A 20887-nucleotide genomic window follows, 5' to 3' on the forward strand; every position below is an offset into this window, starting at 1 on the left:
AGGCGCGCCCCCCGCGGCCCGCGCGCGTGCGCCCGGGGGGGGGGGCCGGCGCGCCCCTCCCCCTCCCCGGGGGGGGGGGGGTCGGTGGGGCGGGGGGGGGGGGGGGACAGCCCCGGCCCCCCCCCGGGACCGGCGGTCCGACCTCCCCCCAAGGGGGAGGTAGGGCGTCGAACTGGATCCTTCGGAAGAACAAGCCAACCATGACCTCCATCACAGCAGCAACCACCGCCCCGCCCCGCGCCCGAAAACTGATCGGCGCCGGGCGGCGGCAATGGATCGGCCTTCTCTATGTCGCCCCGGCGGTGGCGCTGGTGATGGTGTTCTTCGTCATCCCGCTCGGCATGACGGCATGGATGTCGCTGCACAACTGGCCGCTGATGGGCGAACATTCCTTCATCGGCCTCGACAACTACGTCGCCATCCTGCGCGACACCAGGTTCTGGAACGCGCTCAAATTCACCGGCTATTACACGGTGGTGGTCACCATCGCGATCTTCGCCGTCGCCTTTCCGCTGGCGATCTTCATCGAAAAACCGCGTCCGCTGACCAATCTCTACCGCACCGCCTTCTTCATGCCGGCGGTGGTCGGCTTCGCCTCGGCGAGCCTGCTCTGGTCGTGGCTCCTGAACGTCGATTCCGGCCTGTTCAGCCCGGCCGCCTACGACCTCGGCCTGATCGACAAGAAGTTCAACCTGCTCGCCACGTTCCAGCCGGCCTTCTGGTCGATCATCGCCATGGTGGTGTGGAAGGTCGCCGGCTTCACCATGATCATCCTGATGACCGGCCTGCAATCGATCCCGCAGGATTTGCAGGAGGCGGCCGTCATCGACGGCGCCGGGCCGTTCGCGCGGTTCCGGGCGATCACCCTGCCGCTGATGCGCCGCACGCTGGCGCTGGCGCTGATCCTGTCGGTCGCCGGCTCGATCCTGGCCTTCGACCAGTTCTACATCATCCTGCGCGGCGGGCCGCGCAACCAGACGCTGACAGCGGTCTACTGGATCTTCAACCAGTCCTTCGTGTCGTTCAAGCTCGGCTATGGCGCTGCACTTTCCATGGTGCTGCTGGTCATCCTGGTAGCGCTCAGCCTCATCCAGCTCTGGCTGCTGCGCAAACCCGAGGGTCTCGACTGATGGCGCAGGCAATATCAGCCCGGGGCAAGCTCGCCGCCCGCTTCGCCAGGCACTCCACCGGCATCATCGCTTCGGTGCTGTTCGTGGCGCCGATCGTGTGGACGGCGCTGTCGGCCTTCAAGCCGGCGCAGGAGGCGCGTTTGCCGCCGCTGCCGCCATGGCCGACATCAGGCTTCTCGCTCGAAAACTACGCCACGCTCAACTCCTTCGGCGACGGTTTGTGGGCTTCGGCGCAAAACAGCATCTACGTCTCGGTGATGACCGTCTTGCTGTCGGTGATCGTCAGCGTCTTGGCCGGCTACGGCTTCTCGCGCTTCCGCTTCCCGTTCAAGGACCTGTTCTTCGTCCTCATCCTGTCGACGATCATGATCCCGTTCCAGTCGATCCTGACGCCGATCTTCCTGGTGCTGACCAAGCTTGGCCTGCACAACACGCTGACCGGCCTGGTCGGCGTCTATGTGACGCTGCAGCTGCCGTTCTCGATCTTCATGATGCGCAACGCCTTCGACGCGGTGCCGCGCGAGATCGAGGAGGCGGCCCGCATGGACGGCGCCGGCAACGCCACCATGCTGGTCAAGATCATGCTGCCGCTGGTCTGGCCTGGCGTCGTCACAATCGCGCTGTTTGCTTTCCTCGGCGCCTGGAACGAGTTCCTCGCCGCGCTGGTGCTGATGACCGACCAGTCCAAATTCACGCTGCCGGTGATGATGACCGCACTGCAGTCGGGCCGCTTCGGCGCCATCGACTGGGGCGCCGTGCAGGCGGGCGTCACCGTCATGATGGTGCCGTGCCTGATCCTGTTTCTCGCTTTGCAGCGCTTCTACATCCGCGGCCTGATGGCCGGGGCCGTCAAGTAATCGACCGAATGGAGTCCAGTTCATGACCGCATCGCCATCCCCGCGGCCCGCCGCGACGAGAAAACCCAAGCTCGCCTTCCGCCCGTTGCCGGTGCCGCAGGTCGACGTGCACGGCTTCTGGGGCGACCGCGCCGACGCGGTGGCGACGCGCACCGCCGACATCCTCTACGACCGCTGCGTGGAAGCGCGCATGCTGGAGCAGATCGACCCCGACCGGCCCTCGCCCGGCGTGGTCATTCCCTTCCACTCGCCCTCGCCCGACGAAGCGGATCGCCAGGGCGCCGAGTTCACCGGCTCGACTGTCACCACGCAGATGTTCTGGGATTCCGATCTCGGCAAGACGATCGAGACCGCAGCCTATTCGCTTTACCGGCGCAAAAACCCCGAATTGGAGAAGAAGATCGACGCCGTCATCGACATGTACGGCAAACTGCAGCAGGAGGACGGCTATCTCTCCAGCTGGTACCAGCGCATCCAGCCCGGCAAGCGCTGGACAAACTTGCGCGACTGCCACGAACTCTATTGCGCCGGCCATCTGATCGAGGGCGCGGTCGCTTACTACCAGGCGACGGGAAAGCGCAAGCTGCTCGACATCATGTGCCGCTATGCCGATCACATCGCCTCGGTGCTCGGCCCCGAGCCCGGCAAGAAGAAGGGCTATTGCGGCCATGAGGAGATCGAGCTGGCGCTGGTCAAGCTGGCGCGGGTGACGGGCGAGCGGAAATACATGGATTTGGCGAAATACTTCATCGATCAGCGCGGCCAGCCGCCGCATTATTTCGACGAGGAGGCGCGCGCCCGTGGCGCCGATCCGAAGGCCTATCATTTCAAGACCTATGAATACAGCCAGTCGCACATTCCGGTGCGCGAGCAGGACAAGGTCGTCGGCCATGCTGTCAGGGCCATGTACCTCTATTCGGGCATGGCCGACATCGCCACCGAATATGGCGACGACTCACTGCGGGTGGCGCTCGACCGGCTGTGGGACGATCTCACCACCAAGAACCTCTACATCACCGGCGGGCTTGGACCGTCGGCGCATAATGAGGGCTTCACCAGCGACTACGACCTGCCCAATGAGAGCGCCTATGCCGAGACCTGCGCGGCGGTCGGGCTGGTGTTCTGGGCGAGCCGCATGCTCGGCATGGGCCCCAACGCCCGCTACGCCGACATGATGGAGCGCGCGCTCTACAATGGCTCGATCTCGGGCCTGTCGCTCGACGGCTCGCTGTTCTTCTACGAAAACCCGTTGGAGAGCCGGGGCCGGCACAACAGGTGGAAATGGCATCGCTGCCCCTGCTGCCCGCCCAATGTCGGGCGCATGGTTGCTTCCATCGGCAGCTATTTCTACAGCCTGGCGGACGATGCACTTGCCGTCCACCTCTACGGCGACTCCACCGCCCGCTTCGACATAGCGGGCACGCCGGTCAGCCTGACCCAGGCGAGCCGCTATCCCTGGGACGGCGCCGTCGCGATCACGGTCGAGCCGCAAACGCCGGAGGAATTCACGCTGCACCTGCGCGTGCCGGGCTGGAGTTCCGGCGCCAGGCTCGAGGTCAATGGCGAGGCGATCGACCTCAATGAGGTGACCAGCGACGGCTATGCCGCGATCCGGCGCGTCTGGCAAAAGGGCGACAGCGTCCGGCTCGATCTCGAAATGCCGATCGAGCGGCTCTACGCCAATCCCGAGGTCAGGCAGGATGCCGGCCGCGTCGCGCTGTCGCGCGGGCCGCTGATCTACTGCGTCGAGGCATCAGACAATGACAGCCGGCTGCATCGCCTGACACTACCGCGCGCCGCGGGCATAGAGGCGCATGAGGCGCCCGGACTGCTGGGCGGCGTGGTGACGCTTTCAGCCACCGCGCTGGCTGATGCCGGCGACGGCTGGCAGAACGGGCTCTACCGTTCCGAACCGCCGGCCAGCGTCGAAACGCGCCTCACCGCCATCCCCTATTTCGCCTGGGACAACCGCGAGCCCGGCGAGATGCTGGTGTGGCTGCGGGATGGCTGAGGCCAGACCCAGGCCTATGCTACTCGACTATTTCAGGCCTGATTGGGCGGCGGCGGAAGCCATCGCTGTTTTCGGCGCGGGTTGCGCAGCGCTCCTGTCGACATGAGCCCAACCCGGCCGCTCGAACAGGAACATGCCGAAGCCGACGCGTTTGACGATGAAGTAGAGCACCACCGGGCTGACGGTCGAGACGAGCAGCACCGCCAGGCTGAGCATGCCCGTGTCGGTCAGGAGGCCGCTCGCCAGCGCCGCACCGCGGAACAGCGACATCGGGATGGTGAAGGCGACATAGACGACCAGGGAATGTTCGCCGAGCCAGCGCAGCCATTCCATGGCGGGGAATCGCGACAGGAAACCACCAAGCACGCAAAGCGCCACCGCGCCAGTGACGGCCAAAGTGAGATGCAGCGGCGGCCATGCCGCCAGCCCCATCTGCATGCCGACCGGCTGCATGGCATAACCCGGCGAATAGACGAGCAGGCCGTTCACAACCGCCCACAAAGCCAAGCCGGCGACGGCCAGCGCCGGGCGGGGTTGCGTCCATTCGACGAACCGGAACACCAGCGGCGCCAGCACGAAGCCGAGGTAGAAGAACACGAAATAGGCCGCGAATTGTTCAACCGCGTAGCTGTCCGGATGCGGCGCCCACATCTGCAGCGCGGCAGCAGGCGGGATAACGATCCAGGCGGGCACGCCAAACTGCCGCAGCAGCTTTGCCACAAGGCCGAACACGGCCAGCATGTAAATGAACCACAGCACGCCATAGGGCTGGACGACAGCCATTGCCAAATCGTGCAGCATACCGGCGGGATCCCGGCTGAAGATGCCGATCTTCAGCCCGATCGAGATGATCGCCCACAGCACGTAGAAATAGAGATAGTGGACGACGCGCCGGTCGACATAGCGTCGCCACGGCCTGTCAATCACCTGCGACAGGAACAGTCCCGAGATCAGGAAGAATTCCGGCATGCGGAACGGCGTCGCGAAGCCGATGACATAGTGGAGAAAGCCGACGCCGCCCGTGTACTCGCCGGTGTTGTAGGCAGAGTACATCATAACGACGAGAATGATCGAGAGGCCTTTGGCCGTGTCCACCCACGGCATGCGCATCGGGCTGTTCATGGCAATCCATCCGGGACCGGCCAACCCGGCCAGCTCGGCGATATCTAGCACCATCAAGCTTCCCAGATCGTAAACGCCCGGCCTTTGGCGGCGAGGTGCCGGTGCCGGCGGGCCATCATTGGCCGTCGGCGCTGCCCCTCACTGTCCTGCCGGACATCTCTCCCCGTAAACGGGGCGAGAGGGGCTGGCCGCAACGCCGGCGCCCTTCTTCCAACGCTGACAGTTGGCGAAAGCGGCGGCCATGGCGTCCCTCGCCCCGTTTACGGGGAGAGGATGCCGGCAGGCAGGTGAGGGGCAGCGCCGACGCCGGCCGCAATAGATAAAAGGCTGTGACGAGATTACCTTCTGTCCTTCGACTTGTTCAGCGCCACGGCGGCGCGTACGAGTGCCTTGAAACCCTCCTCGTCGATCTCCTCGCCTTGCTGGAAATCGATGGCGCGACGTGTGTTGCCTTCGAGGCTGGAGTTGAACAGGCACCCCGGATCTGGCAGCGCCGCGCCCTTGGCGAAGGTCAGCTTGACGATGCTCTTGTAGGTCTCGCCCGTGCAGATCATGCCGTCATGTTCCCACACCGGCACGCCGCGCCACTTCCACGTCTCGACCACATCGGGATCGGTCTGGTGAATGAGCGTGCGCAGCCGGCCGAGCATTTCGCCGCGCCAGTCGCCGAGCTCCTTGATCCTGCCGTCGATGAGCTCGGAGGCAGATTTGCTCTCCTGCGATCCGGTGGTCGTCATGCCGTTTCTCCTTCCAACTTCAGACATAAGGCAATTCCAGCGAAGGTGTGCAGGGGTCTTGCGTCCGGAATTGCGTAAAAACCAATAGATAGAGTGTTGGAGGCGACCCTGTTATCGCCGGAAATGCTCCAGCGCTTACATGCGCTCGCCAGGCAATTGGCTTGCCTGCTTCACCCAGGCGCTGAACTGGGCCTCGTCGAACGGGTCGTCCTCATGGATGTTGAGGTAGCGCGTGTCCTTGCTCTTGGATTCGCCAGGCGGCACCGGATCGAGCGACAGGCCGCGGAAGAATGCCACCTTGATGTAGCGGGCAAAGCAATGGATCCCGAGGAACCAGCCCTCGCCTTCGACGCCGTACAACGGCGAGTTCCATTTCACCGCCTTCTGGACCCCTGGTACCGCGCGCTCGATCAGCGCGTCGAGGCATTGGCCCATCTCGCGCTTCCAGCCCGGCATGGCCGCGATATACGCCTGCACCGGAGCATCGCCATACCCCTTGGCGATCCGCGGGTTGCCGCCGGAAAGCAGCTTCGGCTCAGCCCTGGCGGCGGGTTTGGTCGGTTTTGCCATGCCTTCCCTTCCTGTCCGTTGGCCTATCCGTTCGCCCGCTGCACGCCGCGTCCCCTGGCAATATAGGGCCGCACGAACATATAGAGGCCGCTGAACAGCAAAAGGAAGAGCGGCAGGAGTGGCGAATAGACCACCCAGGCGGGCGGCTGCCCAAAGGCCATGGTGACGAAATTGGCGACGACGGTTGCCGTGAAGATGATCGACAACCAGCGATGCGTTTGCCTGATCCATTTGCTCCAGTCCAATGCTACCTCCTTTGGAAATGCGTTCAAATCGGACGCCTTTACCAGCGCGCCAACTGCGTGATCTGGATGAGATTGCCGCAGCCATCATTCAGCTTGGCGATGGTCGAGCCAGTCACCTCGGTCGGCGCCATAGTGAACGTGCCGCGGCTTGCCGTGATGCGCTCGTGGTCGCCCTTGATGTCGTCGGTGAAGAACATCACCGCGGGCTGGCCCTGCTCGAACATCGCCTGCTGGTAGGTTTTGGCCGCCGGATTGTCGTTGAGCGCCAGTTGCAGCTCTGTGCCTTCGGGCTCGTCCGGCGAGGCGACCGTCAGCCAGCGGAACGGTCCGTTGCTGAAATCTGCCTTCTTGGTCAGGCCGAGCACGCCGGTGTAGAAGGCAAGCGCCTTTTCCTGGTCGTCCACATAGATGCTGGTCAGTTTGATCTTCATCGGATTCCTCCATAGGTTTTGCTGGCGGCGGCCCGCCCTGTGAAGTCAGCTGTGGTTTCAATCTCGCCGCTAGAGCCGGATGATTTCAGGTCGAATCGACCTGAAATCTGAATCCGCCTCTAACCAAAGAGATAGAGCATGATGTCGCCCGAAAACCGTTTCACACTTTTCGGCATCATGCTCTAGACCTCAGTCCGTCCGGTCCAGAAGCTGTTCCAGCTTCTCCAGGAATTGCGGCCAGCCGGTTTTGGCGCCGCCATAGGCCCGTCTCTGCTCGGGCCGGAAGCCCGATTGCTCCATGCGCAGATGCGTTCCAGTTGATGTCGGCGTCAGCGTGAACGTCACCACGCTTCTGAGATTGAAGGCCGGGTCCTGGTGCGCGAGGTTCCAGGTGTAGGACAGCGTCTTGTGCGGCTCGACGGCAAGCACCTCACAGTCCAGCACGCCGCCCCAATCGGCGCTGATGTTGAAGCGATGCCCGACCACCGGATTGAAATCGTTCTTCATCAGCCACTCCTCCATCAGATGCGGTTGCGTCAGCGCGCGCCAGAGTTTTTCGGGCGGATGGGAAATCTGCCGCTCGACGACGACAGTGCGGTTCTCCTTGGCACTATCGTTCACTGGTCCATCCTTTTGAGCAAATCCTCGAGATCGTCGAACCGGCTTTCCCAGAACCCGGCCATCTCACGTGTCCAGTCCATCAACGGCGCCAGCGCGCCGAGCTGCGCGCTGTAATGCGTCTGGCGGCCCTCATGGCGGTCGCGAACCAGCCCGGCCTGCTTGAGCACGCCAAGATGCTTCGACACGGCCGGCTGCGAGACGCCGGACTGCGTCGTCAGCGCCCCGACAGTCTGCTCGCCCTGGCGGCACAGCCGCTCGAAGATCGCCCGCCTGGTCGGGTCGGCGAGCGTCCTGAAGAGCATGTCATGAGCGTCCGGCATGTCAGATCGATAACCCGTTGGCTATTGGTTGACGTATAACCGCAGGGATATATGTTCGTCAAGCAGAAGATTTGGAGCGGCCGGCGGAAGCCTAGACGGCGGCATGGGCGCGCCCGATCTCCTCGGCGACCAGTTCCTGCAGGTGCCACAGATTGCGGTCGCGTATGCCGCAGGCGTCGAGGTGGCGGATCGTCTCGAACAGATATTGCGCGCCCGAGCCCCAGTGGCCGACAGCCCGGGCCAGCGTCGCCGCGATCTCCTGTTTGTCCAGCGTGCCGGCATAGCGCGGATTGGCGGGGTCGACGACGAAGCCGAGCGCCCGCGAGACACCGCCTTCGGTCCTGACCTGCAGCCAGCGCGGCACGTTGACGGCGGGCAGGATGGTCATCTCGCGGCGCAGCAGCGCTTCCAGATTGTCGGCAATCGGCTCGGCGATCTCGAACACCATGCCCTGGCACTGGCCGCCGCGGTCGAGCGCCATCATCAGGCCCGGCTGATCGAGCGTGCCGCGAAAGCGCTGCACGGTGAAGCAGAACGACCGGTGCCAGCCTCTCGCCACCGCCCGTTCGCCACCGATCACCTCGCCGGCCGGCTTCCACAGCAGCGAGCCATAGGCGAACAATTTCAGCGGCCCGGCCGGTGCCGAGGCCAGGATCTCGTCGCGAAACCGCGCATAGTCGGCATCGATCATATAGACCATGCCCGGCGTCGGCCCGGCATCCTCGACCACGCGCAAGGTGCGCGCCACGAGGTCCTCCGTCAGCGCCATCAGTGCCTTGCGCGGCGCCGATTTGCGTGACGATACAGACGAAATACCATCGTTCATCCCAGCGCTCCCAGCCTTGCCGCCATGTTGCCGAAGGCTGGGGGATTCTCAAGGGTTCATTCGACAGGCGCGAAATCTTGCGGCCGAGCCCGGGCGTGCGCGACGCGCACGCCTGGCCGATCTATTCTAGTGCTTGGTGCTCTTGCCGCCGATTGGGATGCGCTTTGTCTTGCTCTGTGCCTTCTCGGTTTTCGGCAAGGTGACAGACAGCACGCCGTTGCGGAAATCGGCCGCCACCTTGTCCTCTTCGACTTCGAAGCCGAGCGGGATGCGGCGTTCGAAGCGTCCATAGAACCGCTCGGAGAACTGACGCTCCTTGTCGTTGGTTTCGGCCTGTTTTTCACCGCGCAGCGTCAGCACGCCATCAGCGAGCAACACCTCGATGTCCTTTTCTTCCATGCCGGCTATCTCGGCCGTCACGCGGATCTCCTTGTCGGTTTCGGAGATTTCCACGCTGGGCCAACCACCGCCGAACGAAGAGAACCTGCTCAGGGACGGAAGCCGCGAATCGAAGCCGCGGAACATGTCGTCGACCAAGCGGTTCATCTCCCGATGCAGACCCATGAACGGGTCCTGGTCGCGGTCGCGGAAGAGGGTTGGAGCCTGGCTGCTTTCACGGCTCCATGGCATTAGATCACGAATGGTCATGGCATTTGCTCCTTTCTTGGTCCTGTCGATGGTCGCAAGACCATCCACCAACGCGGAGCGCCCATGATACCGGCGCCCGCGTTGGCACCGGTATAACCGGTATAGTTGATTTGGGGTTCGTCGCGGTTGGGGTCAAGACCCGGTAATGCAATGTGATCGGGGGCTTGCAAGCCTCGCCTCATCCTCAGGTTCCGGCGACGTCCTCATAGGGGCAATGCAAGTTCACCGCCCGGCCTACGACACCAGCGGCATCGGCACGTTCAGCCCATCGATCAGCGCATCCCGAAACAGCTCTATCGGCCGGCTCAGCCGCCCTGCCGGCGGGCGGTGCAGCAGCCAGGCGCGTACTTGCGGCTTGAAGTCGGGGCAGTCGATGACCTCGACCGCGTCGCGCCACCGGCTGTCGGCGAAGGCGCCCGGCGTGACGATGCCGATGCCGTGGCCGCGCGCCACCAGCGACATTCTGAGGTCAACGCTGAGCGCCTCCACGCCGACCTGGAACGGCAGCCTCGCCGCCTCGAAACTCTGCCGGATGAAGGCGCGAAAACCGCAGCCATTCTCGTTCATCACCCAGGCAAAGCGCGACAGCTCGGTAAGGTTCGCCGGCTTCGGCACGCCAAGGCTGGGGCACGCGACCAGCAGCACCGATTGCACACCGAGATCGTCGCAGACCAATTCGTCCGGCGGCGCCAGGCCTTCGGCAAGGCACACGGCCACCGCGTCGAGTTCGCTGCGCGCCACCTGCTCGACCAGCCTTGGCGACCAGCCCGAACTGATGCGCAGCGTCAGCTGCGGAAAGGCGGCGCGCAGGCTGTCGAGCGGCAGCGCAAGCGCTGCGTCGGACAGATAGGGCATGACGCCCAGGCGGAATTCGCCCTTGACCTCGCCTTGCGGCGATACGCCGGCCTTCAAATCCTCCAGCGAGCGCAGCACGCGCCGGCCATGTTCGTAGGCTTCGCGCCCGGAAGCCGTCGGCTTCAGCGGCTTCGACTGGCGGTCGAGCAGCGCCGTCGCCAGCCCGTCCTCGAGGTTCTGGATGCGGCGCGTGACGCCCGGCTGGGTGAGGTTGAGCCTGGCTGAGGCGCCGACGATCGAGCCGGTTTCCACCACGGCGATAAAGGCTTCGAGGTCATGGATGTTCATGCGCATCTCGCATAATCATTATCGAATTGATTGAATTGTAGCATGATAACGCTTCGGCATAAAGTCCTCGCACGATATGCGGCTTCATGAGGACTTCATGCTCGATACCAAGGATGGCCAGTTGGCCGGGCAGCTGACCGCTGCAACCATCACCGGCCCGCAGACACTGCTCTTCGCCGCCTCGGTCGGCATCATCGTCACCAATCTGTTCGCGCCGCAGACACTGGTCGGGCTGATCGGCCCGTCGCTCGGCGCCAGTGCCGCGAGCGTCGGCCTCGTCGCCATGGCCACGCTGCTCGGCTATGCCGCCGGTCTGTTCTTCCTGGTGCCGATGGCCGATCTCGCCGAGAACCGCGCCTTGATCCTGCGCATGCTCCTGACGGCCGCTCTTGCGGCTGGCGTCGCCGCCTTCGCGCCCACCGCCGCCGCGCTGCTGATCGTCCTGTTCGTCCTCGGCGCCGCCTGTTCGGCGATCCAGATCCTGGTGCCGATCGCAGCTTCCATGGCGCCACCCGGCGAGGCCGGCCGCGTCATCGGCGATGTGATGAGCGGGCTGATGATCGGCATCCTGCTGGCGCGGCCGCTGGCCAGCCTCATCGCCGACGCCTGGGGCTGGCGCGCCTTTTATGGCCTCAGCGCCGCCGCGCTAGTCCTGCTCGCCTGCGTGCTCGCCTTCACCTTGCCGCAGCAGCGCCCGGAGGTGAAATCGTCCTATGGCGCGCTGATCGCCTCGCTGTTCGGCCTGCTGCGCAACGAACCGGTGCTGCGGCGCCGCGCGCTGACGGCAGCCCTGGTGATGGCGGCGTTCAGCCTGTTCTGGACCGCGGTCGCCTTGCGCCTCGCGCAGCCGCCTTTCGGCCTCGGCCAGCGCGGCATTGCGCTGTTCGCGCTGGTCGGCGCCGGGGGTGCGGTGGTGACGCCGCTGTTCGGCCGCGCCGGCGACCATGGCTGGACGCGATTCGCCACCGTCGCCTGCCATCTCGTGCTGATCGGCGCGATGGCGCTCGCCGCCTGGGCTGGTTCCAGCGGACCCTCAACCGGATGGCTGCCGCTCGCGCTGATGGGCATCAGCGCCGTGCTGCTCGACATCGGCGTCACCGGCGACCAGACGCTGGGCCGCCGCGCCGTCAACCTGCTTCAACCCAGGGCACGCGGCCGCCTCAACGGCCTCTTCGTCGGCATCTTCTTCATCGGCGGCGCCGTCGGCTCATTGCTGGCCGGCATGGCCTGGACCTGGGCCGGTTGGCCGGCGGTCTGCGCTATCGGCGCCGCCTTTGGCCTCGCCGCCCTGCTGGTCGACTGGATCGGCGGGCCGGAGTGACGGCTGGCTCAGGGAAATGGGTTCACCCTCCTGACGCTTATCTCGGCCGATCCCTGATTGTTGTGGCTGTAGAAGAAGCTATAGACGCCCGGCAAGCCGATGACGGCGTCGTTGACATAGAGATAGAGTTCGCCGGATGCCTTGGGCTTGATCTCGGCGGTCAGCGTCGTGTTCGCGCACTGTCCGGGGATCACCGGCTCGACGGCATTGAGCACGTATTCGTCATTGCCGAACCGGCCGACGCGCGCGATCGGTTTGAAATACGGCTCCGCCCACCAGCGCTTCATCAGCGTAGCCAGATAATGCTTGACGCTGCTCTTCTCGACACCACGCGTGTCGGCGCATAACGCGTCGCCGTCCTTCCAGGCATCGGTGATGGAAATCGCCACCTCGTAGCGGACGCCTTCCTGCAGCCAGTTGCCGGTGTCGCTGCACATGTCGACTGTGCCGAACCTGGCCGGCGTTCCCGTCAACCTTTCGGCTCCGGCCGGATTTGGCATCGCGGGATCGGCACAGAAAGCGCCCATCGAATCGGCAACCTCGAACGTGGCCTTGTTGGCCGCAAACAGCAGAAGAACCGCCGACAGCAGCAGGAAAACCGCCGGCAGCACATATTCCCGCAAACCTTCGTAGACCGACCGGGCGAGGCTGTTCGTGCGGATGGCACGGGCGATGCGCAAGGAGACAGGCGTTGGCGGTACATCCGTACGCGGCCCGCGCCGGCTGAGCACCATATAGGTCGCAAGACAGCCGATGAAGCCTACGGCGAAGAAGCCGGCCGCATAATTCCCGGCCAACCCCAGGGCCAGGGCGCCGAAGCCGAGCACAACCGTCCCGATCAGCGAGGTGCGCCGGTGCGCATCGCTTCGGTTTGACTGCAGCGCATCCGCACTGCCGTCGACCGCGACATTCCAGGCCGATCGCGCCCGGTCGTTGATGCGCGTACGCAAGAGCCCGTTGACCCATAAGAGAACGCCGAGGACGAGGCCCAGCCCCGCCGCCAGGATCGAATGCTTGGCCATGGCATCCACCCACGGCGCGGCAATGCCGGGCAGGAAGCCGCTGACCAGGCCGATCACAGGCCCGACGAGGCCGCCCGCGGATTGGTCGAGCCGACCCGTGACGTCGAGCGTGACATAGCCGGCAAGCAGCGGAAACGCCAGGAACAGGACGGCGATCGACAGCAGGGCGTAATAGAGCCCACGGCGCCACCACACCGTGTCCCGCATCAGCCGGATGCGTTCCAGACGGCTCTCCAAAGGCTGCTTGTGGCTGCCAGTGCCTTTCCCCCGCTGTATGGCCGGCACGTCGTTCACCTCGGCGCTGCCGGTGTCTTTCTCCTGAAGCATGGCCAGCGCGTCGCGGAATTTCTTCTCCATGCTGGCCAGCCTGCGCTTGCGCCCGGCCGGGAGCGGCAGCTTGTCGACGATGGCAGCCTTGTCCACCGGCGCCCGGCCGTCCTCGGGCATACCCGTGAAAGGCACCCGTACGCCAAGCGGCGACAGCACCTCAATATGCTCCGGCAGCGCGATCGGCGCGTAATCGTCGTTTCCTTTCGCCATGCGGATGATGACGCTGGCATCGACCAAGGGCGTCACGCCTGGGCCCATCAACTGCTTGGCGTCGCGCGGATGATAGCGATAGAAGACGCTGACGCCGGAACGGGAATCATAGATGCGACCGGCCTCGGACGCATAGTCCCAATAATCGGCGACCGTGTCCGCCTTGAAGCGCAGCCCTTGCTCGGCGGCCTCGCCGATCATCCAGCACAAAGGGATATGGGCAAGCCGGTCGTCGGGGTAGCCGCCGCCGACATTGGCATGGCAGCCGGCGAACCAGACCTGCAGCAGGCGTGGATCGGCGACCTCCTCCGCCCTTTCCCGGACAGCCGCATCCAGTATCGGTGCAGGTTCGTTCCACGGGATCGGGAAGAATGTGCGCCGCTCGTCGTCAATGCTGAAGGCCTGCCTGGCGCAATCGACGGCATCGAGAAGGCCCCTCTTCTCGAATGTCATGGGCCAGACCCATTTGTTCACCGCCTTGGTCAGCTCGTCGACCGGCAGGCCGTAGGCGGCGACGGTGTCCCAGACGCCGACAAAGGCGATGCGGATCTTGCCGGCCGAGCGAGGGGCGGATGCCTTCGGCTGCACCTGCTTGTAGGTGCGGCTCCCGGTGATTTCGTTCCACAGGTCGACCGCCCGGTCGCGCACGAAGCGGGCGAACACCACCCAAGGCTGCCATGCCGGAAAAGCCTTCGGCCGGTAGGCCCGGTAGGCGGCGAGCGCATTGCGGTCGAGTTCCTCTTCCGATTTGAAGTCGACCAGCCCTTCGCGCGCGATCATGCCGACCAGCACGCGGATGGTGAAGGCGCCGCGGCTGAAGCCGAAGGCGAAGATCTTGTCGCCCGGCTCATAGTTGAGGCAGAGGAACTTGTAGAGCGCCAGCACCCGCCGCTTGACGCCGAAGCCGAGCGCCAGGCCGATGATCTCGAACGGCTTGAACTGCGAGGTGCCGACGCCGTCGCTGAAGACGGCGATCTGGTCGGCGCCGGTCAGGTCCAGCGCCTGGTAGAGGCGCCAGACATTGGTCTTGAACGCCTTGGCCGCGCTGTTGCCGGTGCCGTCCGCAAAGACGACGATGTTCCTGCCCATCTCCTGCCCCCCGCCTGAACGGCATTTTCGCCACAGGTCTTCCCTGTCGATGGCTTCGCCCCTCGGCCGACGTTCAGTAAAGGAGGCGCACCGTTGCTACCTCTTTCCCGGCGTCGGCCTACTGCTTTACGGCGCGCACGTATTTATCGATCTTGCCGAGCAAACCCCATGCCGTGAGCGCCAACGATACCGGCATCAAGATAGGCGCCAGTCCCGGTATGGAGCCGATGAGCGGAATGAGTTCGCCCAAAGGCGATGTGGTCGCCGCCCCCGCCCCTGCTCCGGTCGCTGCCGGCGCGAGCAAGGCGCTTGCCAGAACTCCAATGATCCCGAGCGCGCTCTTGCGCCCATCGAGCAGCTTTCCCAGCCATTGGCCGAGCGCACCATTGACGGGCGTGAGGACGTTGGTGGCCGCGGAATCCGGCGGCAGGACGACAGGATTACCGCCCAGGCCTTGCGCCAGTTGACGCAGGAGAACCGCCAGACTGGCAGCCGCCGCCACGGTGGTCCCCGCCCCTGCTGCCGGCGTGGTGCTTATTGTCGTGATTGCCGGCGTCGTGATTGCCGGTGTCGTCGTTGTCGTTGCACCCGGCTGAAGCGCAGCCAGCAGCGCCTGAATGAATTCGCTCACTTTGTCCGTCACGACAGGATCCCCTTCTTCGCCTAGTTTGGGCATCGGTATCGGAAGCGTCTGTTCGCCGTCTTCCTCAAGCCAGCGTTCCGTTTCGAGCCGCAGCTTGTTGACGCGCCGATTGAAGCCCTTCTTGAAATGCTCGTAATTGGGATGCGCGCGCAGTTTCGCGTCGTAGAGGTCGATGACGCTGCTGATCACGTCCGCCAGCGGCGCTGCCGGGATCGCACCCAATGTCTCGCCGCCGATGCCGCCGTCGACAGCAACCGCCGAGCCATTCCGGTTGAGCGCCTTCTGCAGATAGGTTGCCGCGGTGCCAAGCCCGGCATGAACGGCGACATTGTAGACGGCAAGCGCCAGCGGACCAGGCATCGCACCGCAGGACGACTTCGACCAGTATTGCGAGAAATAGATCTCCTTGGCTTCCTGGTACGACATGTTGGCGACGTCTGCCTTGGTGACCGGCTTGCCTCGCCACGCCGCAAGCGTCCTGAAGGTGATACCGAAATTGGTGGCCCCGCCCGGATCCTTCGGATCGTCGGAATAGCCGCCTTCGAATTCGCGAACGATTTCCTGGGCTCGCTCGAAATTGGCCCTGCCGCCATCGGCCGGTGGCGATGCCGCTGCCTGGCCGGCTGTCGAAGTGCCGGCTCGCTGGGCCGAGCCGGTCGCCTGGCCAGCTGGCGTTGCCGGGCCTGCCGGCGTGCCGGTTGGCGGCTGCAGGCCCAGCGCGACGAGCAGCATCGTCAGCACATCGGGCGCCAGATCGGTCTCGTCGGGAAGATCCGGATTGCCTGATGTCGCCTGCTCGGCAGGCCCCGCCGGTATTGGCGCGGTGCCGGCGTTGGCGATGGTGGGAAGATCCACGCCAAGCGCGGCCGCCGATATCTCTCCGCACACGCCATCGGCGGCGCCGGCGCCAAACTGGCGCTTCTGGAAATCGACCAGCGCCATCAGCGACAGCCGTCCGAAGACGCCGTCCGGCGTGCCCTGCAAATGGCCTTGCTTGACCAGCGCCTGCTGCACTTTCTTGGCGAGCGCCCCTGACGATCCGAAGCGGACAACCTGCTTCAGCACCGTGTCGTCAACCTTGTCGAGGGACGACAATTCCTCGGCCGTGAACAGCAGATAGACGAAACGGCTCTGCTTGGTGCCGTAGGCACTGTCGATGAAGGCACGCCAAGGGCCGGTTTCCGGCGCCATGCCGCGCGCCGGCGATTGCGGCAAACCGCAGACCACCTGGCAGCCGGCGCTGGAATAGCCTGTCTCCGGATTGTCGTAATAGGCGCAATGGATATTGTCCCAGACGAAATCGCCCGAACTCGAGCCGAAATCCAGCCTGTCCTGAAGATCGTAATCCAGATTGTCGGCGGTGCGCCAAACCGGCTGGAAGGACGCTTCGCGAAAGGCCCTGTGGCCGCTTTGCTTGCCGGCCTTGTGTGTGCCGCGCTCATGCTCGAAGCGGCCAGGCATCAAAAGGTTGGTGCCGGATCCGCCCCTGGCTTTGGCATTCGTGATGTTGGGCAGTGACGGCACGGTCGAACCGGGAAACAGCGCCACTTCGCCCGAGTCCACATTCCACTGCCCAAGAGTGCAGCGCATGTGGCGGAAATCGTAGGCGCTGAAATGCGCCGGCTGACTTTGCGCGAAAGTATTCTCAAAAGGACGATCTGGAGACAAGCCGCGAATGCCAAAGAAGATCAAACCTTTAGCAGGAACGGCATAGCCATTCCTCTTCGCAGCGCGAGCGAGCAAGCTCGCGCTTACAAAAATGTCCGTCATTGGAGCCCCCCAATTCGGCAACTCCAAATCGTATTCTTATATCGCCTAATATGTCAAGCGACGATGATTCGGTTGTAATAGAAGACATTCAACTTCTTCTAAAAGGCTATTCTCTTAAACTATTGAAAAGTTCCGATGCTCCAGGAAGCGACGGCCGATGACTAGTGGCACAACAGGATTGCTCCCCCGGATCGCGTCAACCAGCAAGTCGCCACCATCCACCTGTTCGCGGCGGCAGCCGGCAGAGTCGGATGATTTCAGGTCGAATCGACCTGAAATCTGAATCCGCCTCTAAATCAAAGAGATAGAGCATGATGTCTGGACAAACGGTTCCCGTTTGTCCGTGAAAGCCGCTTCACACTTTTCGGCATCATGCTCCAGGGAACGATGTTGCCCGCAAACTGTTCTAATTCTTGCCGGGAGGGTACTATGAACGATGCCTCGGCGAAGCCTCTGGGGCCGGTGCTTACACCGGCCGAACGCGTCAGCACGCTGTCGCATTTCCACCGCGCCGAGATCGCGCGCATGGCTGGATGGCGCGATCGGCTCGACCGGACGACGAACTGGGCGATCACCGTCGTGGCGGCGCTGCTTTCGGTGTCGCTGTCGACGGCAAGCGCGCATCATGGCGTGCTGCTGTTCGCCATGCTGTTGATCCTGCTGCTTCTGTGGATCGAGGCGCGCCGCTACCGGTTCTTCGACTTCTACCGGGCCCGCGTGCGTCAGTTCGAGCGCCACTATTTCGCACAGATCTTCTCCCCGCAGCCCGACTTCGCCTCGGACTGGCTGCTCATCGTCGGCGAAGGCTTGCGTGCGCCGAAATTCCTGCTGTCGCAGCGCGCTGCCTTGACGCGCCGCCTGCGCCGCAATTACATCTACCTGTTCCTCATCCTGCTGCTGGCCTGGGTGCTGAAGATATCGACGCCCAGCCTTCAAACCGCAGGTGTGCGGACCGGCTTCGTCGGTTCGCTGCGCGAGGCCGTCGACAGCGCCGCCCTCGGCCCCATTCCGGGCATCGCGATCGTGGCGATCGTGGCCGTATTCTACGTCGGGCTGCTCGCCATCGTCCTTTTCGCGTCAGGCGACGACGGCGAGCTCACCTTCGGCGATGTTCACGTCTGAGTTCGATGCCTGACGTCCGCCATCGATATCTGACGGCTGCAACGCAAATGCCGGCTGCGCGTTGTCATGGTCAGTCCGCCGCGGCGTTTGAGGGCACCTATGAACCGTCCACCGGCAACGACGTCACGCAGCGTTGTGGCCGCTGTTCTGCTGGCCGTGCTGGTCTCGGCGGCACAGGCCTTTGCCGCCCAGCCAGCCGGACATGCCTCCGGCATGGGCGGCTCGGCGGAAGGGCTGTTCGTCGCCGAGATCGTGCTTCTGCTTCTGGTCGGGCGCGGCCTGGGCGAAATCTTCCAGCGCTACCGCCAGCCGGCGATCATGGGCCAGCTGATCGGCGGCATCCTGCTCGGCCCGTCGCTGTTCGGCTTGATATGGCCTGACGCCCAGCATTTGATCTTCTCCACCGACCCGGCGCAGAAAAGCATGATCGATGCCGTCTCGCAGCTCGGCATCCTGCTGCTCCTGCTCTTGACCGGCATGGAGACGGATCTGCGTCTGGTGCGCCGTGTCGGTGCCGCCTGTTTTTCGATCTCGATCACCGGCGTCGTCGTGCCCTTTGCCTGCGGCTTCGCGCTGGCGCAAATCCTGCCCGGCACGCTGCTGCCCGACCCGACGCAGCGCGTCGTCGCCGGGCTGTTCCTCGGCACCGCGCTCTCGATCTCCTCGGTCAAGATCGTCGCCATGGTGGTGCGCGAAATGAACTTCATGCGCCGCAATCTCGGCCAGGTCATCATCTCCTCGGCCATCATCGAGGACACGATCGGCTGGCTGATCATCGCCGTCACCTTCGGCATCGCCACCAATGGCAGTCTGCAGGTGGTGCCGCTCATCACCACGGTGGCCGAGGTCGCGTTGTTCATGGTGTTCTCCTTCACCATCGGCCGCCGCCTGGTGTTCACGCTGATCCGCTGGAGCAACGATTCTTTCCGCAGCGAATACGCCGTCATATCAGTGATCCTGATCATCATGGGCGCCATGGCGCTGATCACCAATCTGATCGGCGTGCACACCGTGCTCGGCGCCTTCGTCGCCGGCATATTGGTCGGGGAATCGCCGATCCTGTCCGACCATATCGAGAGCCAGCTGCGCGGCGTCATCACCGCGCTCTTCATGCCGATCTTCTTCGGCATGGCCGGCCTTTCCGCCGATCTCACCGTGCTCGCCGATCCGACGCTTGCATTGCTGACATTGGCGCTGGTGGTGATCGCCAGCATCGGCAAATTCTCGGGCGCCTTCATCGGCGGCCGTTTTGCCGGCATGTCATTGAAGGAAGCCACCGCGGTCGGCAGCGCCATGAACGCGCGCGGCTCGACCGAGGTCATCGTCGCCAGCATCGGCCTGTCGATGAACATCCTGTCCCACAATCTGTTCACGATGATCGTCACCATGGCCGTCATCACCACGCTCGCCATGCCGCCGATGCTGCGCTGGGCGCTTGGCCGCCTGCCGGTCGGCGATGCCGAGAAACAGCGCGTCGACCGCGAACTGCTCGACGAACGCGGCTTCGTCTCCAGGCTGGAACGGCTGCTGCTGCTGGTCGACGACAGCCCGGCGGGCAAGTTCACCGCTTATCTCGCCGGCCTCGTCGGTGGCGGCAGAGGCATGCCGACCACGCTTCTCCACCTCGAGGGCGCCGAATTGCCTGGCTCTGCCCGCGACAAGGGTCCGGAGCGGGCCTCGATGGAGGTCAAGAAGGGCGCGGCCAGAAGCGCCAGGGCCGTCAGAAAGGCTGATAACACACCCGTCGACAAGGTCCACCTCACCGCCCGCACCGAGCTTGAAGCCACCGCTGAGACGATCGCCGCGGAAGCCCGCAAGGGCTATGGCCTTTTGCTGGTCGGACTGGAGAACGCGCTGACCGACAATGGCAGCTTCAGCGGCGCGCTGAACGACATCACCAGCGGTTTCCACGGCCCGCTGTGCCTGGTGCTGAATGGCGCCAGATCCACCGGCAAGATGCCGATGCTGCGCGCCGGCGCAACCGTTCTGGTTCCGGTCAACGGCACCGAGGTCGCACGGCGCGCCGCCGATTTCGCCTTGGCCCTGGCGCGTCCGCACCGCGCCCGCGTCAAGGTGCTTTATGTCTCACAGGCCCGGAAAAGCAGCCGGGCAAGCTCGGTTTCGCACCGCCGCGAGGAAGCCGTGCTGAAGGACGTCGCCGATCTCGCCGACCGGTACGGCCTCGCCGTAGACACCGCGATCCGCGCCCGCGCGACGCCCGACAAGGCGATCGCCAGGGAAGCGGCCAAGGGCGCCGCGATGGTGGTTATGGGTGTCACGCAAAGGCCGGGCGAAGAGCTGTTCTTCGGCGACACCGCGACAGCCGTGCTCGACGCGGTCGCCTGCCCGGTCGTGCTTCTGGCCAGCGACCGTGTCAGGCGGGCGGAAGCCAGCACCGAGGAGGCGGCGGCCGAGATCGGTGCCTGACAGCTTCGGCGTAAGAGCCGGAACCTAGAGGGATTCACCGTTTCACGGAAACAGTGAATCCCTCTATCTCTTTGTTTTGACGCAATTCCGGACGGAAAACCGTTTCACACTTTTCCTGGAATTGCTCTATATGCCGAAGAACTGTCGCCCGATCATGTAGCCCAGCGCCGCCACGACGAGCGGGAACAGCGCCGGCGCGGCCTTGCTGAACAGGGAAGCCTTTGTGTCCTTGGGCGGCACATAGCGTGCATTGCCGAGATTCTTGGTCATTGCGTACCCCACGCGGGCCACT

At 64.3% G+C, this 20887-nt stretch carries 19 protein-coding genes; 6 read left to right on the plus strand and 13 right to left on the minus strand.

Annotation, left to right across the window (positions count from 1 at the left end; genetic code table 11):
* The first annotated feature begins 200 nt into the window (after window positions 1-200).
* Genes JT360_RS30255 through JT360_RS30265 form a run of 3 tightly spaced genes read left to right on the plus strand, consistent with a single transcriptional unit; the run spans window position 201 to window position 3998 of the window.
* Window positions 201-1130, plus strand: coding sequence for a carbohydrate ABC transporter permease (locus JT360_RS30255; RefSeq protein ID WP_214476639.1), 930 nt, complete (start codon window positions 201-203; stop codon window positions 1128-1130).
* Entirely contained in the window at window positions 1130-1987 is an 858-nt protein-coding gene (locus tag JT360_RS30260) for a carbohydrate ABC transporter permease (protein ID WP_214476642.1), read from the plus strand. The genes JT360_RS30255 and JT360_RS30260 overlap by 1 nt, the downstream gene beginning before the upstream one ends.
* Before the next feature lie 22 nt (window positions 1988-2009).
* A complete protein-coding gene (locus JT360_RS30265; protein ID WP_214476643.1) occupies window positions 2010-3998 on the plus strand; it encodes a glycoside hydrolase family 127 protein in 1989 nt (662 codons plus the stop codon).
* Window positions 3999-4025: 27 nt separating this feature from the next.
* Here JT360_RS30265 and JT360_RS30270 read toward each other — a convergent pair whose 3' ends face one another.
* The 10 genes from JT360_RS30270 to JT360_RS30315 form a co-directional block, all read right to left on the minus strand.
* Window positions 4026-5174, minus strand: coding sequence for an acyltransferase family protein (locus JT360_RS30270; RefSeq protein ID WP_250889177.1), 1149 nt, complete (start codon window positions 5172-5174; stop codon window positions 4026-4028).
* A gap of 284 nt (window positions 5175-5458) precedes the next feature.
* Window positions 5459-5857: a DUF1801 domain-containing protein gene (locus JT360_RS30275; protein WP_214476645.1), complete on the minus strand. Its 399-nt coding sequence runs from the start codon at window positions 5855-5857 to the stop codon at window positions 5459-5461.
* Window positions 5858-5992: 135 nt separating this feature from the next.
* Window positions 5993-6427: a DUF1801 domain-containing protein gene (locus JT360_RS30280; RefSeq protein ID WP_214476647.1), complete on the minus strand. Its 435-nt coding sequence runs from the start codon at window positions 6425-6427 to the stop codon at window positions 5993-5995.
* Between the two features lie 23 nt (window positions 6428-6450).
* Window positions 6451-6672, minus strand: coding sequence for a hypothetical protein (locus JT360_RS30285; protein WP_214476649.1), 222 nt, complete (start codon window positions 6670-6672; stop codon window positions 6451-6453).
* 38 nt (window positions 6673-6710) lie between these two features.
* On the minus strand, window positions 6711-7103 hold the full coding sequence (locus JT360_RS30290) for a VOC family protein (protein ID WP_214476651.1): 393 nt from the start codon (window positions 7101-7103) through the stop codon (window positions 6711-6713).
* 189 nt (window positions 7104-7292) lie between these two features.
* Window positions 7293-7724 carry an SRPBCC family protein gene (locus JT360_RS30295; RefSeq protein WP_214476653.1) on the minus strand — a complete coding sequence of 144 codons (432 nt, stop codon included), beginning with the start codon at window positions 7722-7724 and terminating at the stop codon, window positions 7293-7295.
* Window positions 7721-8044 carry an ArsR/SmtB family transcription factor gene (locus tag JT360_RS30300; protein WP_214476655.1) on the minus strand — a complete coding sequence of 108 codons (324 nt, stop codon included), beginning with the start codon at window positions 8042-8044 and terminating at the stop codon, window positions 7721-7723. Before JT360_RS30300 ends, JT360_RS30295 begins: the two co-directional genes overlap by 4 nt.
* A 91-nt stretch (window positions 8045-8135) precedes the next feature.
* The gene (locus tag JT360_RS30305; protein ID WP_214476656.1) at window positions 8136-8870 is read right to left on the minus strand and encodes a gamma-glutamylcyclotransferase; all 735 of its coding nucleotides are present in this window, start codon (window positions 8868-8870) and stop codon (window positions 8136-8138) included.
* Between the two features lie 126 nt (window positions 8871-8996).
* Entirely contained in the window at window positions 8997-9518 is a 522-nt protein-coding gene (locus JT360_RS30310; RefSeq protein ID WP_214476658.1) for an Hsp20/alpha crystallin family protein, read from the minus strand.
* A gap of 234 nt (window positions 9519-9752) precedes the next feature.
* Window positions 9753-10661, minus strand: a complete 909-nt coding sequence (locus tag JT360_RS30315) for a LysR family transcriptional regulator (protein ID WP_214476660.1) — start codon at window positions 10659-10661, stop codon at window positions 9753-9755.
* A 97-nt stretch (window positions 10662-10758) separates the two neighbouring features.
* Between JT360_RS30315 and JT360_RS30320 the strand changes: the two genes are divergently transcribed.
* On the plus strand, window positions 10759-11982 hold the full coding sequence (locus tag JT360_RS30320; protein WP_214476662.1) for an MFS transporter: 1224 nt from the start codon (window positions 10759-10761) through the stop codon (window positions 11980-11982).
* An 8-nt stretch (window positions 11983-11990) separates the two neighbouring features.
* Here the strand turns inward: JT360_RS30320 and JT360_RS30325 are convergent, their stop codons facing one another.
* Window positions 11991-14633: a T6SS phospholipase effector Tle1-like catalytic domain-containing protein gene (locus JT360_RS30325; protein WP_214476664.1), complete on the minus strand. Its 2643-nt coding sequence runs from the start codon at window positions 14631-14633 to the stop codon at window positions 11991-11993.
* A gap of 118 nt (window positions 14634-14751) precedes the next feature.
* Window positions 14752-16866 (minus strand): glycosyl hydrolase 108 family protein, encoded by a 2115-nt coding sequence (locus tag JT360_RS30330; RefSeq protein WP_214476666.1) that lies wholly within the window; start codon window positions 16864-16866, stop codon window positions 14752-14754.
* Between the two features lie 609 nt (window positions 16867-17475).
* On the opposite strand from JT360_RS30330, the gene JT360_RS30335 reads away from it, so the two are divergent.
* Both JT360_RS30335 and JT360_RS30340 read left to right on the plus strand, forming a co-directional pair.
* Entirely contained in the window at window positions 17476-18168 is a 693-nt protein-coding gene (locus JT360_RS30335; RefSeq protein ID WP_214476668.1) for a DUF2270 domain-containing protein, read from the plus strand.
* A gap of 213 nt (window positions 18169-18381) precedes the next feature.
* A complete protein-coding gene (locus JT360_RS30340) occupies window positions 18382-20595 on the plus strand; it encodes a cation:proton antiporter domain-containing protein (RefSeq protein WP_214476682.1) in 2214 nt (737 codons plus the stop codon).
* 126 nt (window positions 20596-20721) lie between these two features.
* Here the strand turns inward: JT360_RS30340 and JT360_RS30345 are convergent, their stop codons facing one another.
* Window positions 20722-20865, minus strand: coding sequence for a hypothetical protein (locus JT360_RS30345; protein WP_214476670.1), 144 nt, complete (start codon window positions 20863-20865; stop codon window positions 20722-20724).
* Window positions 20866-20887: the final 22 nt, after the last annotated feature.

Source organism: Mesorhizobium sp. dw_380, assembly GCF_018588885.1.
Lineage (GTDB): Bacteria > Pseudomonadota > Alphaproteobacteria > Rhizobiales > Rhizobiaceae > Mesorhizobium.

What these genes read in the sequence shown, in the direction of transcription:
- JT360_RS30255 (WP_214476639.1), top strand. Translation starts at nt 201, where the DNA reads ATGACCTCCATCACAGCAGCAACCACCGCCCCGCCCCGCGCCCGAAAA.
- JT360_RS30260 (WP_214476642.1), top strand. Translation starts at nt 1,130, where the DNA reads ATGGCGCAGGCAATATCAGCCCGGGGCAAGCTCGCCGCCCGCTTCGCC.
- JT360_RS30265 (WP_214476643.1), top strand. Translation starts at nt 2,010, where the DNA reads ATGACCGCATCGCCATCCCCGCGGCCCGCCGCGACGAGAAAACCCAAG.
- JT360_RS30270 (WP_250889177.1), bottom strand. Translation starts at nt 5,174, where the DNA reads ATGGTGCTAGATATCGCCGAGCTGGCCGGGTTGGCCGGTCCCGGATGG.
- JT360_RS30275 (WP_214476645.1), bottom strand. Translation starts at nt 5,857, where the DNA reads ATGACGACCACCGGATCGCAGGAGAGCAAATCTGCCTCCGAGCTCATC.
- JT360_RS30280 (WP_214476647.1), bottom strand. Translation starts at nt 6,427, where the DNA reads ATGGCAAAACCGACCAAACCCGCCGCCAGGGCTGAGCCGAAGCTGCTT.
- JT360_RS30290 (WP_214476651.1), bottom strand. Translation starts at nt 7,103, where the DNA reads ATGAAGATCAAACTGACCAGCATCTATGTGGACGACCAGGAAAAGGCG.
- JT360_RS30300 (WP_214476655.1), bottom strand. Translation starts at nt 8,044, where the DNA reads ATGCCGGACGCTCATGACATGCTCTTCAGGACGCTCGCCGACCCGACC.
- JT360_RS30305 (WP_214476656.1), bottom strand. Translation starts at nt 8,870, where the DNA reads ATGAACGATGGTATTTCGTCTGTATCGTCACGCAAATCGGCGCCGCGC.
- JT360_RS30310 (WP_214476658.1), bottom strand. Translation starts at nt 9,518, where the DNA reads ATGACCATTCGTGATCTAATGCCATGGAGCCGTGAAAGCAGCCAGGCT.
- JT360_RS30315 (WP_214476660.1), bottom strand. Translation starts at nt 10,661, where the DNA reads ATGAACATCCATGACCTCGAAGCCTTTATCGCCGTGGTGGAAACCGGC.
- JT360_RS30320 (WP_214476662.1), top strand. Translation starts at nt 10,759, where the DNA reads ATGCTCGATACCAAGGATGGCCAGTTGGCCGGGCAGCTGACCGCTGCA.
- JT360_RS30325 (WP_214476664.1), bottom strand. Translation starts at nt 14,633, where the DNA reads ATGGGCAGGAACATCGTCGTCTTTGCGGACGGCACCGGCAACAGCGCG.
- JT360_RS30330 (WP_214476666.1), bottom strand. Translation starts at nt 16,866, where the DNA reads ATGCGCTGCACTCTTGGGCAGTGGAATGTGGACTCGGGCGAAGTGGCG.
- JT360_RS30335 (WP_214476668.1), top strand. Translation starts at nt 17,476, where the DNA reads ATGAACGATGCCTCGGCGAAGCCTCTGGGGCCGGTGCTTACACCGGCC.
- JT360_RS30340 (WP_214476682.1), top strand. Translation starts at nt 18,382, where the DNA reads ATGGGCGGCTCGGCGGAAGGGCTGTTCGTCGCCGAGATCGTGCTTCTG.
- JT360_RS30345 (WP_214476670.1), bottom strand. Translation starts at nt 20,865, where the DNA reads ATGACCAAGAATCTCGGCAATGCACGCTATGTGCCGCCCAAGGACACA.